General features: G+C 44.6%; 14 protein-coding genes. 7 read left to right on the forward strand and 7 right to left on the reverse strand.

Going from position 1 to position 15975, the window contains the following annotated elements; genetic code table 11:
• Nucleotides 1-34: 34 nt before the first annotated feature.
• Nucleotides 35-547, forward strand: coding sequence for a hypothetical protein (locus FTV12_RS07670; RefSeq protein ID WP_179993321.1), 513 nt, complete (start codon nt 35-37; stop codon nt 545-547).
• A gap of 49 nt (nt 548-596) precedes the next feature.
• Here the strand turns inward: FTV12_RS07670 and dusA are convergent, their stop codons facing one another.
• Nucleotides 597-1619 carry a tRNA dihydrouridine(20/20a) synthase DusA gene (dusA, locus tag FTV12_RS07675; protein ID WP_159123087.1) on the reverse strand — a complete coding sequence of 341 codons (1023 nt, stop codon included), beginning with the start codon at nt 1617-1619 and terminating at the stop codon, nt 597-599.
• A 294-nt stretch (nt 1620-1913) separates the two neighbouring features.
• Here dusA and FTV12_RS07680 point away from each other — a divergent pair, with 294 nt between their 5' ends.
• Nucleotides 1914-2558, forward strand: coding sequence for a HEPN domain-containing protein (locus tag FTV12_RS07680; protein ID WP_180033828.1), 645 nt, complete (start codon nt 1914-1916; stop codon nt 2556-2558).
• 6 nt (nt 2559-2564) lie between these two features.
• On the opposite strand, the gene FTV12_RS07685 is transcribed toward FTV12_RS07680, so the two are convergent.
• Complete coding sequence (locus FTV12_RS07685; protein WP_180011710.1) at nt 2565-3752, reverse strand: MFS transporter; 1188 nt, start codon at nt 3750-3752, stop codon at nt 2565-2567.
• A gap of 968 nt (nt 3753-4720) precedes the next feature.
• Between FTV12_RS07685 and FTV12_RS07690 the strand changes: the two genes are divergently transcribed.
• Genes FTV12_RS07690 through FTV12_RS07700 form a run of 3 tightly spaced genes read left to right on the forward strand, consistent with a single transcriptional unit; the run spans nt 4721 to nt 7632 of the window.
• Entirely contained in the window at nt 4721-5848 is a 1128-nt protein-coding gene (locus FTV12_RS07690; RefSeq protein ID WP_034170850.1) for a Re/Si-specific NAD(P)(+) transhydrogenase subunit alpha, read from the forward strand.
• A gap of 11 nt (nt 5849-5859) precedes the next feature.
• Nucleotides 5860-6183: a proton-translocating transhydrogenase family protein gene (locus FTV12_RS07695; protein WP_004783638.1), complete on the forward strand. Its 324-nt coding sequence runs from the start codon at nt 5860-5862 to the stop codon at nt 6181-6183.
• A 3-nt stretch (nt 6184-6186) separates the two neighbouring features.
• Nucleotides 6187-7632: an NAD(P)(+) transhydrogenase (Re/Si-specific) subunit beta gene (locus tag FTV12_RS07700; RefSeq protein ID WP_159123084.1), complete on the forward strand. Its 1446-nt coding sequence runs from the start codon at nt 6187-6189 to the stop codon at nt 7630-7632.
• A 327-nt stretch (nt 7633-7959) separates the two neighbouring features.
• Here FTV12_RS07700 and rsfS read toward each other — a convergent pair whose 3' ends face one another.
• The 5 genes from rsfS to FTV12_RS07725 all read right to left on the reverse strand — a co-directional run bounded on the left by rsfS (nt 7960) and on the right by FTV12_RS07725 (nt 13873).
• Nucleotides 7960-8361 (reverse strand): ribosome silencing factor, encoded by a 402-nt coding sequence (rsfS, locus tag FTV12_RS07705; protein ID WP_180011712.1) that lies wholly within the window; start codon nt 8359-8361, stop codon nt 7960-7962.
• Between the two features lie 81 nt (nt 8362-8442).
• Nucleotides 8443-9231, reverse strand: a complete 789-nt coding sequence (locus tag FTV12_RS07710) for a hydroxypyruvate isomerase family protein (protein ID WP_179992989.1) — start codon at nt 9229-9231, stop codon at nt 8443-8445.
• Between the two features lie 40 nt (nt 9232-9271).
• The gene (locus tag FTV12_RS07715) at nt 9272-10138 is read right to left on the reverse strand and encodes an NAD(P)-dependent oxidoreductase (protein WP_179992988.1); all 867 of its coding nucleotides are present in this window, start codon (nt 10136-10138) and stop codon (nt 9272-9274) included.
• 36 nt (nt 10139-10174) lie between these two features.
• Nucleotides 10175-10963: a crotonase/enoyl-CoA hydratase family protein gene (locus FTV12_RS07720; RefSeq protein ID WP_005233879.1), complete on the reverse strand. Its 789-nt coding sequence runs from the start codon at nt 10961-10963 to the stop codon at nt 10175-10177.
• A gap of 102 nt (nt 10964-11065) precedes the next feature.
• On the reverse strand, nt 11066-13873 hold the full coding sequence (locus FTV12_RS07725) for an ATP-binding protein (protein WP_180002936.1): 2808 nt from the start codon (nt 13871-13873) through the stop codon (nt 11066-11068).
• 331 nt (nt 13874-14204) lie between these two features.
• Between FTV12_RS07725 and cysM the strand changes: the two genes are divergently transcribed.
• Nucleotides 14205-15134, forward strand: a complete 930-nt coding sequence (cysM, locus tag FTV12_RS07730; protein WP_034702431.1) for a cysteine synthase CysM — start codon at nt 14205-14207, stop codon at nt 15132-15134.
• A 17-nt stretch (nt 15135-15151) separates the two neighbouring features.
• Nucleotides 15152-15970, forward strand: a complete 819-nt coding sequence (locus FTV12_RS07735; RefSeq protein WP_159123080.1) for a 3'-5' exonuclease — start codon at nt 15152-15154, stop codon at nt 15968-15970.
• Nucleotides 15971-15975: the final 5 nt, after the last annotated feature.

Consider the following 15975-nt stretch of genomic DNA (forward strand, 5'->3'; position numbering starts at 1 on the left):
TCTGTAAAGCAGTGAGAGAACACAAGGGGGCGGGATGAAAAAAATCATAATGATATTGATGATCGCCTGTCTGGCTGGATGCAGTTATTTTGTATCGATTGATGAACTGGCCAGAAATATTCAAGGACAAATGCAGCAAGAGTTTAATGCCAATCCGAATTATCAGCATTATCGTTTGACTGTGGTAAATGTAAAAATCCGCCATCGCAAAGGCAATGAGTTTGAAGCGGTTTCACATCTGAATTATCAGGGTAATGAATATCCCATTAACGTCAAAATTTCAAAGGTGAATGGTGGTTATAGCTGGGCCATTGAAGACGATGCTTTTGCCTTTATCGATGAAATCGAGATTGAGAAATATCGTCAGCAACTGGATCGTGAGCTGGAACAGCTGGCCTCATCACTCGATGATCTGGAACCTGTGAATGAACCTACCAGTATTGAGTTCGGGCCAGATGTCCGTCCAGTTACAGAACCTGTCCTGCAAGCGGCTTCCTATGATGAAGAACCGATTCCGGTCGGGAATATTACGGCCTATACCCACTAATTTTTATTTTAGGTCATAAAAAAGCACCGGATCTCGGTGCTTTTTGATTTTAAGGCTGAACTTGATGTTCACGCAGATAATCTTCAGTGCGCTGCATGGCTTCCTGAATATTCAATAATGCTGTTTCTACATCTTTTAGTGTTTTGGCATTGCCACCACTTAAAGCCTGACGCCATTTACGTGCACCTGGTAAGTTCTGAAATAAACCTAAAATATGACGGGTAATAATTGACAATGGTGCACCTTCAGCCATACGTTGGGCAATATAAGGCAGCATTTGTTGCATGATCTCAAAACGGTCCGGTGCTTCGAGATTCCATAGTTGACCCAGCTCAGCTAACAGGTACGGGTTGTGATAGGCTTCGCGGCCAATCATCACGCCATCGACATGCTTGAGATGTTCAAGCGTTTCTGCATAAGTTTTAATTCCGCCATTAATTTCAATGGTCAGTTTCGGACGGTCCTGCTTCAGACGGTAAACATCTTCATAGCGTAGTGGCGGGATTTCACGGTTTTCTTTAGGTGAAAGACCTTGGAGTAAAGCAATTCGGGCATGCACAATAAAGTTATCGCAACCGGTTTTGGCGACCGTATCCACAAAATGCAGCATTTCTTCATAAGAATGCATGTCATCAATACCAATGCGGTGTTTCACACTGACCGGAATATCCACGGCATTACGCATTGCATCAATACATTCTGCGACCAGATCAGGTTCAGCCATCAGGCAGGCACCAATTTTATTATTCTGTACCCGATCACTCGGACAGCCGACATTCAGGTTAACTTCATTGTAACCCCAGTCCTGAGCCATTTTAGTACAAGTTGCCAGATCTTGAGGGTTGGAACCGCCGAGCTGTAACACAATCGGATGTTCTTCTTGATTGAAGTCCAGATGGCGTTTGGCATCGCCATGAATGATGGCGCCCGTAGTCACCATTTCGGTATATAAAATGACATTTGGATTAAACAGGCGCGCAAAGAAACGATAATCTTTTGTCGTCCAGTCCATCATCGGCGCAACACTGATGCGAGGTTGAAGTTTGTTTTCAATGGTGCTGAGATCAGTCATTCAAAATCACGCCTTAAATGAAATGGAAGAGTAATAGCAGTACTAGAATAAGCAGGAATTGCTGGAAATCTGCTCAAAAAAGCAGTACTGCAAAAAGAGGGCGTAATACTAGCATAAAATTTGCATGACCAAAGGCTGAACTGCATGAGGAACGATAACTGTCATTCCAATAAAGATATTTAACAAGAGAAATTGTGGGAATTGAAAAAATAAACTCCCAGTCATTCTGCAATGCTATATTTTGAGATATTTAAGATTAAGATAAAGAAAACGAGATAAATAAGGAGAATAACGATGCTCATGTTGGAGGAGATTTATAAAAGCAAAAAACCTCAGCATTCAGACTATTTTAATTTACGGATTCAACGGGGACTTAGCTGGTTTAAAAAAGCATTAGAACTAGATCAGGAATTAGAGTTTAAGTTTATTAGCCTGTGGATCAGTTTTAATTCGATCTATGCACAAGAAACAGAGGTTCGTCAGGATCAACAAAGCCTGCATCAATTTCTGGAAACCCTCTGTCAAAAAGATGTGGAGCAAAAACTTCAGCATATTGTCTGGGAAAAATACAGCCAGCCAATTTCTACACTGCTGGATAGCCCTTATACCGATCAAGGTTTCTGGGATTATCGCCATTATAAAGTCAGTCTGGAAAGCTGTCGTGAAGCATTAGATCAGCAAAAACAGAAAATACAAAAAGCTGTTCAAGAGCGGAATTTAACTGAAATCTTATTGGTGATTTTTAACCGTCTTTCTACTTTATATCATCAGCTTATGCAGGGCGGTGCGACTTATCAGAGCTCATTTAATATAAAGCAGCTCCAAGACAGTTGCCGGGTTCTGGCCGGGTTGCTGCCCACTTTTATCTGCATTCTTTTGGAAAATGCAGCGACTTGGGATTCGGGTAAACCTTATTACCCAGTGGTACAAGTCAGCTAAATCGGTTTAAGCTTTTGCTCGATGTTGTTGCCATTGATCAATCAACGCAAACAGGGCGGCGCATAGTGCCAAGCCAAGTCCAAACAGACAGGTCATGCTCCAGCCACCATGATGCCAGGCATATACCCCCAGAGCTGAACCACAGGCACCACCAATAAAATACAGCGTCATGTAAATAGAGTTCAGTCGTGATTTGGCATCTGGGCGCAAGCGGAAAATCACGTTCTGATTACAGCTATGAGTAATCGCCAGACCTAAGTTAATCAGGGCATAACCCAGAATATAACTGAGCAGGGACACGCCACCAAAATATAAAAATAGCCAGCTTACTGCCAGAATTGAACAGCCAATCCAGGTCAGGATCTTGATATAACCACGATCCGCCCATTTGCCAATAACCTGAGTCGACAGCGCACCAAAAACACCAACTAGTGTTACTAGGCCCACTATCACATCAGAAAGATGAAAAGGTTTCTGGGTCAGCAGCAGGGCAATGGTTGAAAACAGCATACTCATGGCGGCAAAGGCACATGCACCAATCAGGGAGCGTAAGCCCAGTCGCGGTTCCTCACGCAGTAGCATACCCATCGATTTAAAAATTGCTGCATAGCTGATACGCATACGCGGCATGCTGGGTAATTGTCCTTTTAAATAAAAGCCCAAAACCAGCAGTGCCATACTGCTGAGCGCATAAATGGTTTTCCAGTGAAACAGGTCAGAAAGCAATCCGGCAATACTGGTCGACAATAAGATACCGACTAATAAGCCACTCATGAGAAAACCGACCACTTCTCCGGTTTTTTCAGGTCGGACAGCCATCGTAGCTAAAGGAATCAGAATCTGGGCAGCAACAGAAAATAGCCCGGCAATAATAGTCCCCACCCAGAGCATCGGCAGGTTGACTGCTGTGGCACAGATCAGCAAGCCTAATGCGGCACCAAACATCAAGAAAGGAATGAGTCTGGACTTATTCAGCATGTCTCCCAAAGGCACAATAAACAGCAGGCCCAAGGCATAAGACACCTGCGCAAAGGTCACGGTCAGCGCCACTTGGGATTCTGGTACCTGATAATATTGCTGAATTGAGGAGATAAGCGGTTGGCAATAATAGTTTGCACCTGCACATAAACCACATGCGATCGCCATCAGCCATAACAGAGATTTATTTTGACTGATATCGAGAGGAGGAGACATGGCAAGTACCTTAAGCTCAGGGAGAATTTTTATAAAGAACATCAAAGATGATGCAGAAGTTGCAGGCACTATAGGCGAAAACCCGTCAGGATAAAAGTAGAAAAATAGTGCAAAGTACTCAAACTCATACAAGAGAAATGCCACAAAAAAGTACTTTTCTGGATTGATAAGAGATGAAAATTCGCTAGAAATTTAACTTTTTCACTTAAGAAAATGTACGTGGAAGCGCTTTGTATTAAGTCATCTCATTTAAGACCAGGTGACAGAGATCCATCTGAATCAGTGATTGCCCAAAATTGGTGCAAAATGAAGAGTTCGTAAATCTAACAGTGGACTGAGTATTAATATAATAAATGTTGCAGAATATTTTTTTCACCTATTTCAGGCAAGTCTTAAGACTTGAGCTGAATAAGTCAAATAAGTGAATCCTAAATCAATTTTTTCATCATTAATTCATATTTTTTATGAGTGAAAAATGAAAAAGTTATAGGAAAACAGTATTTTTAGATCTTAAAAATGAATATTCCAAAGTAGATTAAATTTGTCAAAAAGGTCAAAAACAGAAAACTGCCCTAGAAAAGTGCCCTAATTTAGGCTTTATCAGTTCATTTGAAATAAAGATTTGCTGAGCAGGAAAAATGAAATATCTGTCAGAATGATCAATGTAACAAAATAAAACAAAAAGTAATCTAATAAAAAATAACCAGGAAAACAGTCATCGTTCAAGAGAATGAATATCGTTTATAAATTCAGCAAATCAAAATAATCAGGCTGAACTAATAAATGCTATATGACAGCATCATTTTTATGAATCGTCAGTTCAAAATATGGGTATTTATTAAATAAATAATAGGTAGTAATTTCTAGAAGTTTAATTAGAATCCAAAAATTCAACAAAAACACATCCTGAGGGGAAGCACCGTAAATCACGGTGTTTACTTAAGAAAAAATTAGCTTGAGGGACGCTCATGCAGATTGGAATTCCAGCCGAAACTGTCGTCGGTGAAAATCGCGTCGCTGCGACGCCTGAGACAGTAAAGAAATTGATCAGCGCTGGTCATAGTGTGGTGATCGAACGTGGAGCAGGTGTTAAAGCTGCCTACATCGACAGTGCCTATGAGCAAGTTGGTGCCAAAATTACGGATGATGCCTACACCGGTAGCCAGATAGTTTTGAAAGTTCGTGCACCGAAGGGTGAGGAAATTCAAAAGCTGTCAGCCAACACCACGGTTGTAGCGATGTTTGACCCATACCGCAATACCGAGCTTGACCAGTTCGCGGCACAGAATGTGTCTGCATTTGCTCTTGAGCTTTTGCCACGTACTCTATCACGTGCGCAAAACATGGACGTATTGTCTTCGCAAGCGAACCTTGCAGGTTATAAATCAGTGCTTTTAGCTGCTGCTGAATATCAGCGCATGTTCCCTATGCTGATGACAGCGGCAGGTACGGTAAAACCGGCTCGTGTCGTGATCATGGGTGTCGGGGTAGCAGGCCTTCAAGCAATTGCAACAGCGAAACGCCTGGGTGCAGTCGTAGAAGCAACTGACCTTCGTCCGACTGCCAAAGATCAGGTTGAGTCTTTGGGCGGTAAATGGCTAGACGTACCGATGTCTCCTGAAGAGCAGGCACGTGCTGATGAAGCAGCTAAAAACGGTTATGGCTGGATGCCAGGTGAACAGTACATCAAGGATCAGGCCGCGATTGTCGATAAAGCGGTATCGAATGCCGATATCGTGATTACCACTGCCTTGTTACCAGGTCGTGATGCACCACGCTTAATCCGTGCTGAAACTGTAGCCAAGATGAAACCAGGCTCAGTGATTCTGGATATGGCAGTGGAATCAGGCGGTAACGTTGAAGGTTCTAAGTGCGGCGAAACTGTTGTGACTGAAAATGGTGTGAAGATTCTGGGTGTTCCAAATATTCCATCAACGGTATCGACTGAAGCTTCAGCGCTATATGCACGTAACGTCTATAACTTTGTTGAAACACTTTTTGATGCAGACAAGAACTTTGTCCTGAATCAGGAAGATGAAATTCAAAAAGCCCTACTTGTCACTCACGGCGGCCAAGTGCTGTTAAAACGTGGTTAAGGAGCAGACTCATGGTTGAAACAATTACGATTTTCGTCCTGGCCATCTTCGTGGGTTACTACGTGGTTTGGGGGGTAACACCAGCACTACATACGCCATTGATGGCGGTGACCAATGCCTTGTCTTCGATCATTATCGTGGGCGCAATGATTCAGACTGTTGGTCTGCCAATGGTGGGCGTTGAAGGCAGCGTGGATTTCCAGACCATTAACGTGGTGAGTGTACTGGGGGCAATCGCAGTATTTCTGGCGAGCATTAATATTTTCGGTGGCTTTGCCGTGACTGCACGTATGCTGGAAATGTTCAAACCTAAGCAAAAGAAAAAAGAGGGTTAAACCATGGAATTTATTCGAGAGTATGCGGATTGGTTCTACCTGATTGGCGCCGTTCTTTTTATCTTAACGCTACGTGGTTTATCTGGTCCTAAAACTGCAATTGCAGGTAACCGCTACGGTATGATCGCCATGGCGATTGCTGTAGTGACCACATTCTTTGTTGCTGAAAATCCAGTAGTCTGGATGATTCTTGCAGCAATGGCTGCGGGTGCAGTGGTGGGTATTGCGCGTGCACGTACTGTACCAATGACCCAGATGCCAGAAACAGTAGCACTCATGCACTCACTGGTGGGTCTGGCTGCGGTACTGATTGCAGTTGCGGCAATTATCCATAACAACAAGCTGGTTGAATTGGGCCCGGACCTGTTAGCTGCAAATGGTGTGACTTTCCATGAAATGAGCAAGGTTCACCTGTTTGAACTGTTTGTGGGCTGTTTTGTTGGTGCGATTACCTTTACTGCTTCTGTATTTGCATACGGTAAGCTGGCTGCAAAGAAATGGGCAAAAACCATTTCAGGTGGCTGGGTAAAACCGGTTCAGGCTCTGATCTTTATTGCAATGCTGGCAGCAGGGATTCACTTCTTCCTGACAGGTAGCATGACATCTTTCTGGGCAATGACTGGTCTTGCGCTGGCATTTGGCTGGGTATGGATTGCGCCAGTTGGCGGCGGTGATATGCCGGTTGTGGTTTCGCTGTTGAACTCATTCTCAGGCTGGGCAGCAGCGGGGATTGGTTTCACACTGGAAAACAACATGCTGATCGTTGCGGGTTCGCTGGTTGGTTCTTCAGGTGCGATTCTGTCTTACATCATGTGTAAAGCGATGAACCGTTCAATCATCAATGTATTGTTTGGTGGTGCGATGGGTGGTGCAGCTGCGCCGACAGCTGCTGCGGGTGCACAAGTGCAACGTAACTACCGTTCAGGTTCTGCAGATGATGCTGGCTTCCTGATGTCAAATGCAGACAGCGTTGTCATTGTACCGGGTTATGGTATGGCGCAAGGCCGTGCACAAAACGCAGTCAAAGAACTGGCAAACTTGCTGAAAGAGCAGGGCGTGACTGTACGTTTTGCGATTCACCCGGTTGCTGGACGTATGCCAGGTCATATGAATGTATTGCTTGCAGAAGCTGATGTTCCTTATGAAGACATTCTGGAAATGGACGAGATCAACTCGGACTTCCCGGCAACTGACGTAGTACTGGTTATTGGTGCAAACGACGTTGTAAACCCGGCTGCAAAAGACGATCCGAACTCACCGATCTACGGCATGCCAATTCTGGAAGCTCACAAGGCGCGTACCATCATGGTCATCAAGCGTTCTATGGCGACCGGTTATGCAGGTCTGGACAATGACTTGTTCTATAACGACAAGACCATGATGATTTTCGGTGATGCGAAGAAAGTTGTGGAAGATATGACTAAAGCGATTAATGGTACAGGTCACTAAGACTTTCCATTCGCTGAATCATCTTAAATCCTCCTTTTAAAAGGAGGATTTTTCTATTTAAATAAGAGAGAAATTTTCCCTCCTATATAAAAGATTAAAAGATGAATCGGGAAGAATTACAAAATAAAATTAGCTACGGTGTTTTATTTTTAGAAAATTGGTTTAGATAAAATTGCAACAAAACGTTTAAAAAATGGGCTGACTAATTAAATCTGATCGAAAAGCGAATTCATTAAAGTTGCTGATCCATGAATTTCCTTTTTGATTTAAATCAAAGGATATAAAAAAAGCGACCTACATAGGTCGCTTTTTTTGAATATTCGATGTTTATGCTACAGAATCTGCAGGATTGCGCCATAGGCTTTCTAGGTCATAGAATTTACGCGCTGTAGGCAGCATGCAGTGCACTACAACAAAACCTAGATCAATCAGGATCCATTCTGCATCACGTTCGCCTTCGATACCAAGCGGACGGAAACCTGCTTTACGTGCTTCTTCAGCAACATTATCTGCAAGTGATTTAATATGACGGGTTGATGTACCGCTTGCAATCACCATGGCATCTGCCACGTTACTGATGCTAGCAACATCAAGCTGAACAATTTCTTTAGCCTTTACATCTTCGAGGGCTGCATGTACAACTTTCAAGCATGCGTTTACTGCTTGTGCATGAGAATTCATAGTGTGATCGTGAGAATTAGAAGCGCTGGGCGATGGTTCTAAATTCATAGGGAGTATAATTTCCTAACAATTATGCATGATCTAATATAGCGGTTTTAGCCCAAAATTTCAAATGCACCTTCCGCCGCTTTAGTCATACTCCGGGAAGAACTGTTCTTTCCAGCCAAAGGATTCTTCCGAAGTCCCCAGAGGTTTATATTCGGCTGCGACATAACCATTGTATTGGCTATTCTCTAACCATTGAAAAATCTCATAATATGGAATGGAAGCGGTATTGGGTTGATGACGCCCCGGGCAGTCTGCAAACTGGATATGACCAATCTCAGCAATATTTTCTTTTAAAGCTTCAAGCACATCTTCACCCATCATGGCCATGTGATAACAGTCATATTGCATTTTCAAGGCAGAATGATTGACAGCTTCCAGCATCTCCTGAGCTTGAGCCACATTCTGAATCAGGAAACGTGGCATGTCCTGACCGTTGATCATTTCAAAGACTGGCTGAATCTGATAATCAGAGAGCATGGAGCAGGCAATTTTCAGATTACTCGCCAAGGTGTTCAGGCAAGGAAGCAGGTCACAATCCAGTGGCTGTTTGCCGGCCAGAATATTGACACTCGGCACATTCAGAGCAGTCGCATATCGAATGGCTTGCTCTACGGCATGACGAAACTCGATTTCCTGTCCAGGGATACCGGCCAGACCGTGTCCACCTTGCATCAGATCACCAGCAGGCACATTAATCAGGCAGATATCAAGATCATGTAACTGAAGCTGCTGCTGAATCTGCTCAATACTCAGTTCATAGGGAAACTGGATTTCCACATGTTTAAAACCGTGCGCATGAGCCAAGGCAAAACGTTCTAACAGCGGTACTTCCGTAAAAATCATGGAGAGGTTAACGGCGAGTTTGGTCATGGGCTTTTCCTTGCTCAAGGCAGAATATTGAAATGTAATATTAGCGGTCTACGTGCTTTATAACAGTGGCCAGATCGGCTTCAGCAAATCCGTCTTGCTGATGGGTTTTGAGTTGAGACAGGGCTTGGCTGGCCACAGGAATATCCAAAGATAAAGTAGCTGCCAGTTGCACAGCATTGTTCAGGTCTTTAGACAATGTCTGCACTTTCCATTGCACGGGTTCAAACGTCTGGCTGGCCATACGTGGGGCCAGAATCTGAAAAGGCTTGGAGTCAGCAAAACCACCGGCTAATGCTGGTGCAAGCAGGGCAGTATCTACACCGGCACGATCAGCCAAAGCCACTGCTTCAGCAATCAAGGTGCTATTCGCTGCCACAATCAGCTGATTACAGATTTTAGTCGCCTGACCGGTTCCCGTATTCCCCATACGAGTAACACGTTGTGAAAGCACCTTATAGATTGGATCAAGTGCGGTAATAGTTTCTGTATCACCACCAGCGAAGATGACTAGCGTGCCTTGTTCTGCACCGGCTGTACCGCCAGACACAGGAGAGTCAATCCAGATCGCTTGTTTAGCTTGGGCCTGTTCAGCTAGAGTTTTGGTTTGATGTACGGAAAGACTGGAAAAATCGACAATAACCTGTCCAGCCACCAGATAGGGCTGAATCTGCTCAAAGACCGATTGCACTGCGGCATCATCTGCCAGACAAGTCAGAATAACCGGATAATTTGCAATTTGATCTAGAGATAGCGGAGTGGCTCCAAGAGCAAACAAAGGATCGCAGGCACTGGCCGTACGGTTCCAGACTGCAACTTGAAAACCTGCTTTTAGCAAGCGGGTTGCCATACGACTGCCCATGAGTCCCATACCTAAAAAGGCAATTTTGCTATCATGATCGAATTGCATTTTATCTCTCATCTTTTGATTTTGCTTCAGCCATAATTATCGATATTGACGTGGCACAAACTGCACGTCCGGATTTTTATCCTTCTTGCGTGCCAGTTGACTGTTTTTACCGAGTAACAGTTTAAGCTGCCAGATTTTTTCCATACGCAGTGACTTGTTGGGTTTGTGCTCCATCGCATCCAGCACAAATTTAGAGGCCATCAAGGCATCTGGAGAGCGTTGTAACATTTCTTCAGCCAAAGCTTGTGCTTTTGCTAATGGCTGTTCATCAACATGGGTGATCAGGCCAATTTCTTTGGCATAGGCACCTTCAAAAATACGTGCGGTTAAGGTCAGCTCTTTGGCCAGATCAATCCCGATCAGACCTTTGAGTGAACGCGTTAATCCCATGTCTGGTACTAGGCCCCAACGAGTTTCCATAATTGACATTTTGGTCGCAGGGTGGGCGATCCGGATATCCGCAGCCAGCGCAAGTTGCATACCTGCACCAAAGCAGAAACCTTCAATGGCTGCAATGACGGGGACAGGCAGTTCTTGCCAGACCAGAAAAGCTTTCTGGAATAAGCTCTGTCCAGGACGGATCAGTTCCCAAGCCGCATAGGCCCGATTTTTAGGATTATTTAAATCGGCCAAGTCAATGCCGGCACTAAAGACCTGCGCTTCACCGGTTAAAATGACACAACGCACTGACTTGTCTTTTTTAATCCGGTTCGCAATCTGCACCAGTTCACGCAGCAGGGCAAAGCTCATAGCATTACGTTTGTCTGGACGGCTGAGAGTAACCGTGGCAATTCCATTATTTTTTTCAAAGCGCACAAGTGACATGGTATTCATCCTTAATTTTTCTGTAAGCGAGCATAGCATGAGCAATCTGTGCTTGCATGACAGCGCAGTCATACAGATATGAGTAAGTAAAACAGTAATTTTTTAACCACTATGCTTGTTTAAAATTTGCTGGGCTGCCTGTTCTACCTGCTCAATCACTGCTTTCAGTTCATCCAGATATTTCAGTACTTCCTGAACAAAACTGTCATCGGCCTTACGGCGTTCCTTACGCAAGGTCGAGACAAACTGCTCAAAACTTCCGGTAACTTTTTGCAGAGTCGGTGTGCCGACATAACGAGTAGCCCCATAGAGACGGTGCAAAACATGTTCCAGCTGCGGAAAATCTTCCAGTTCAATTAATTGCTCAATTTCATCCAGCTCTTTTTCAAAACTGTCGACCAGCATGCTGAGCAGATCGACGGCCAGATCTTCTTTATTGGCCGCCAGTTGCAGGCTTTGCTGCCAGTCCAGAATATTCGGATCTAGCGCATCAATGACATTGGCACGTTCCAGCACCGGAATCTTTTTAAAACTCTCAGTCGTCCAATGCGTCAGGATCTGCACGATCTGATCAATCTGAATAGGCTTAGTGACATAATCATCCATACCATTTTGTAGCAGTTTCTGTTTCTCATCGGAAAGGGCATGTGCCGTCAGGGCAATAATCGGCAGACGCTGATGATTTTCAAAAGTTGATTCCAGTGAACGGATTGCACGCGTGGTATCGATACCCGACATCACTGGCATCTGGATATCCATAAACACCAGGTCAAAGGACGGCAGACCCTGTTCATAACGGCTCTGGATGATATCAATCGCTTCCTGTCCGCTAATGGCTTTGGTCGTGGTGACATTCAGTTCGGCCAGTAAAGCTTCCAGAACAATCAGGTTCGGCAGATGGTCATCAACAGCCAGAATATGCAGTCCCTGACCATTAAAGTCTTCATGCTGTTCCTGATCGAAGACGGGTTGATTGCCGAGCAGTTGGATCAAGGCACTACGACTCAGTGGCTGATGCAGGGCACGAGCACGATGATCATTCAGCATGCTCGGATCAAGCTGCATTTGATAACCATACACAGCTAGATGTCCCTGATAGCGAGAGCGAATTTCTGTCAGTAGAGCCTGGCTATCGCCACTATGGTCAACAATCAGCCAGGTATTCTCAATATTCTGTAAATGGTTCAGACGACTGAACAGATCCAGAATGGAAGTCGATTCAATATGTTTAACGCGATAATTTTCCAGATAATGTCTCAAAACATTCGCTGTTGCCGGATGGGCAAGATAAGACACAACGGTCAGATCACTGAAGTCCGGATGTTCATGAACAATATCTTCATCCACCGGGAATTGGGCAGTAAACCAGAAGGTTGAGCCTTTTTCTGTTGGTGCACGTTCCTGGTTATCTTCAAAGCCGATCTGACCATGCATCAGGTGAACCAGTTGCTTAGAAATGGCCAGCCCTAGACCTGTACCACCGAATTGGCGGGTGACCGAGGTGTCGCCTTGCGAGAACGATTCAAACAGTTTCTTGCGGTCAGTTCCGCTCAGGCCAATGCCGCTGTCCTGAACACTGAAATGCAGCAGACATTGTCCAATATCATCGTGCTCCATGCGTGCCCGGACAATGATTTCGCCATCTGGAGTAAACTTGATCGCATTGGAAATCAGGTTGGTCAGAATCTGCTTGAAGCGTAGTACATCACCAATCACATGTTTTGGCACATTGTCTGCAAAATAGAATGCCATATCGATATGCTTCTGTGCAGCCAGTGGCGAGAGCATGTCCATCACATCGAAAATGGCTTCTTCCAGATCAAAAGGTGCGGTTTCCAGTTCCAGTTTGCCGGCATCGATCTTGGAGAAATCCAGTACATCATTGATCAGGGCCAGCAGATGCGCAGAAGATTTGCGGATGGTCTGTAAATACAGGCTTTGCTCATTGCTAAGATTGCCTTGACGCAGCAGCAGGTGAATAAAACCATCAATACTATTTAAGGGTGTGCGTAATTCATGGGAAATATTGGCCAGAAACACCGACTTGGCCTGGTTGGCCGAAATCGCCTGATCACGTGCCTGACGATAAGTAATATTTTGAACTTCTAAAGTATCTAGAGTACGGCGCAAATCATCTTCAGTCTGTTCGGTATGCTCGCGCAATTCCAGAAAACTGAAATGCAGACGTTTCACCACATTGGCAATATCACGCTGCAAAAGACGCAGTTCACCGGTACTGTTAATCACCATATGCTGATCTAGGGTATCGGCATTCAGGCGTTGTAGCTGCATGCGAATCTCATACATCGGTGCAATCCAGCGACGAGAATAGAAATTCAGACATAACAACAAGAGCAATAAGGTCAATAAGCCGGTCGCAATCAAAACGATCAGGACCCGGTAGCGGGCAATTTCTAAGGGCTGATTGTCCAGTTCGATCGCCAGCCAGCCTGCATTCATGCCATTTTCATTTACTTTGACTGCATAAATATGATTGTTTTTATCTAAGATTGGGCCAACAAAATTGCCGTCTTTTTTAAAGTCCGGCCAAGGCGCCTGTTCCTGAAACCCAATACCGAGTTTACTTTTACCATTTTCATCCAGAATAGCCGCACGAACCAGATGCTTTTCATTCAGCATATTTTGCATGGCGTCATGAGCTTGTTCATATTGCCATGGATAAAGGCTCAAAATGTCCAGCGCATATTCAGAAGTGGCCTGAAAACGGGTCAGAATCGCAATGGCCATCTGCTTTTGCTGGGCACGGGCAGCATTGGAAGTTTCTGAAATGACCAGAGCAGCACCAACACAGGCCAGAATAGTAATGGGTACAAAAATCAGTGCAATCAGCTGTCCATAAGCATGATTTAAGTGTAGGCGTTTAAACAGCTTTTTGTTGATATTTGACATGATTCAAGCAGTATTTTCCTTATGCTTTGCATATTAGCATGCTTTAAATCTACTGTTAAAATTTCAGCATTATTTTTCTAAAGCTCCAGATTAACGCAGAAAATAAGAACCATTGCGCTGAACAGTCATTATGTGTGTTTAAGCAAATCTTTTCAGGGGGAGAAGTGAGCTAAGTCACTGTCACGATTGAGGAGTTTTATCAAGCTAAAACAGGGCGAATTGGCCGTGCTGATCGTGATCTATACAGTTTTATGCAAAAGCACTGCTATAAATGGGTGCAGGGAAATGCATTTTTTCATACAATAGCCGCACCTCGATATAGGTGCAAATAATGAGTAATACCACCCCTGATTTTCAAGCAGACGAATTTTTACTGGACCATTATGTAGGCAAAACGCCACTGGTGCGTTTGCAGCGTCTGGCTAGTCACACTCAAGCCACAGTACTTGCAAAACTCGAAGGAAATAATCCGGCAGGCTCGGTCAAGGACCGTCCAGCGTATAACATGATCATGCAGGCGGAAAAGCGCGGACAGATCAAACCGGGTGATACCTTGATTGAGGCGACCAGCGGAAATACAGGGATTGCATTGGCGATGGTTGCGGCCATGCGTGGTTACAAGATGCAGCTGATTATGCCGAATAACATGAGTCAGGAACGTAAGGACGCAATGCGTGCTTATGGTGCTGAACTGATTGAAGTGACCAAAGAGCAGGGCATGGAAGGTGCACGTGATCTGGCCTTGCAAATGCAGGCTGAAGGTAAAGGTCTGGTGTTAAACCAATTTGGTAACCCGGACAATGTCGAAGCGCATTACCTGACCACAGGTCCTGAAATCTGGCAGCAAACAGGTGGCAAAATTACACACTTTGTCAGCTCAATGGGTACGACTGGTACGATCATGGGCGTGTCTAAATATCTGAAAGAAATGAATCCGGATATTCAGATTGTGGGCCTACAGCCATCTGATGGTTCTAGTATTGCCGGTATCCGCCGCTGGCCAGAAGAATATTTGCCAACGATTTTTGATCGTAGCCGTATCGACCGTATTATCGATATTCCACAGATTGAAGCGGAACGCACCATGCGTAAACTGGCGCAAAAAGAAGGTATCAGTGCCGGTACATCTTCTGGCGGTGCAGTTTGGGCATCCATCAAGCTCGCAGAAGAAAATCCGGATGCAGTAATTGTATGTATTATCTGTGACCGTGGTGACCGTTACCTGTCTACAGGCTTATTCTCTGTACAAGACCCTGAATAATTTTTGAGAAATCTTTTATGCGCCTGCCTGTTTTAACTTTCGATATTGAAACCCAAACCGATCTTAAATCAGGCGCGCATCTGTTTGGTCTGGATCTGCCCGAGGCTGATCTGGATCAGGCCCTGACCAAGTTACGCCGTCAGGAATCAGGCTCGGACTTTCAGCGTCTGCCTTTGCATGAGATTGTCTGTATTTCCGGTTTATGGATGGATGAACAGGGTATGCGCCTGTTTTCTTTCAGCCGTGAACAATACAGTGAAGCAGAGATTTTAAAAAAATTCTTATCCATTTTTGAAAAGCGTCATCCAACTCTAGTCAGTTGGAATGGCTCACAATTTGACCTGCCGGTTATTCTTTATCGGGCCATGTATCATGGTTTATCTGCCCCAAGTCTGTTCGATCAGGGCGAAATCGATACGCAAAAGCGTTATAATAACTACCAGAATCGTTACCATCAGCGTCATGTTGATTTGATGGATGTTATGGCCATGTTTCATGCCCGTCATTTTCAGAAACTGGATGATGTTGCTCATTTACTGGGTTATCCAGGCAAGCGTGGTGATGGTGGCTATCATGTACCTGAATATGTACGTAACCAGCAATGGAACGCACTCACCAGCTATTGCGAAGGTGATGTGCTCAATACCTGGTTGGTCTATATTCGCTGGCTGTTGCTAAAAGGCCAGTTGATGTTGCCTGATTATCAGCATCTGGTGCAGAGTACGATTCAATACCTGCATACCCAGCCGCAACATGCAGATTTTTTATCAGTCTGGCGTGAAACCTCACAAAGAACTGAATTTACCCGTTTTGATTTTCCCATCTCCACATCCTAGGTTTT

It is taken from the genome of Acinetobacter sp. YH12233 (assembly GCF_013417725.1).
Classification (GTDB): domain Bacteria; phylum Pseudomonadota; class Gammaproteobacteria; order Pseudomonadales; family Moraxellaceae; genus Acinetobacter.

What these genes read in the sequence shown, in the direction of transcription:
- FTV12_RS07670 (WP_179993321.1), top strand. Translation starts at nt 35, where the DNA reads ATGAAAAAAATCATAATGATATTGATGATCGCCTGTCTGGCTGGATGC.
- dusA (WP_159123087.1), bottom strand. Translation starts at nt 1,619, where the DNA reads ATGACTGATCTCAGCACCATTGAAAACAAACTTCAACCTCGCATCAGT.
- FTV12_RS07680 (WP_180033828.1), top strand. Translation starts at nt 1,914, where the DNA reads ATGCTCATGTTGGAGGAGATTTATAAAAGCAAAAAACCTCAGCATTCA.
- FTV12_RS07685 (WP_180011710.1), bottom strand. Translation starts at nt 3,752, where the DNA reads ATGTCTCCTCCTCTCGATATCAGTCAAAATAAATCTCTGTTATGGCTG.
- FTV12_RS07690 (WP_034170850.1), top strand. Translation starts at nt 4,721, where the DNA reads ATGCAGATTGGAATTCCAGCCGAAACTGTCGTCGGTGAAAATCGCGTC.
- FTV12_RS07695 (WP_004783638.1), top strand. Translation starts at nt 5,860, where the DNA reads ATGGTTGAAACAATTACGATTTTCGTCCTGGCCATCTTCGTGGGTTAC.
- FTV12_RS07700 (WP_159123084.1), top strand. Translation starts at nt 6,187, where the DNA reads ATGGAATTTATTCGAGAGTATGCGGATTGGTTCTACCTGATTGGCGCC.
- rsfS (WP_180011712.1), bottom strand. Translation starts at nt 8,361, where the DNA reads ATGAATTTAGAACCATCGCCCAGCGCTTCTAATTCTCACGATCACACT.
- FTV12_RS07710 (WP_179992989.1), bottom strand. Translation starts at nt 9,231, where the DNA reads ATGACCAAACTCGCCGTTAACCTCTCCATGATTTTTACGGAAGTACCG.
- FTV12_RS07715 (WP_179992988.1), bottom strand. Translation starts at nt 10,138, where the DNA reads ATGCAATTCGATCATGATAGCAAAATTGCCTTTTTAGGTATGGGACTC.
- FTV12_RS07720 (WP_005233879.1), bottom strand. Translation starts at nt 10,963, where the DNA reads ATGTCACTTGTGCGCTTTGAAAAAAATAATGGAATTGCCACGGTTACT.
- FTV12_RS07725 (WP_180002936.1), bottom strand. Translation starts at nt 13,873, where the DNA reads ATGTCAAATATCAACAAAAAGCTGTTTAAACGCCTACACTTAAATCAT.
- cysM (WP_034702431.1), top strand. Translation starts at nt 14,205, where the DNA reads ATGAGTAATACCACCCCTGATTTTCAAGCAGACGAATTTTTACTGGAC.
- FTV12_RS07735 (WP_159123080.1), top strand. Translation starts at nt 15,152, where the DNA reads ATGCGCCTGCCTGTTTTAACTTTCGATATTGAAACCCAAACCGATCTT.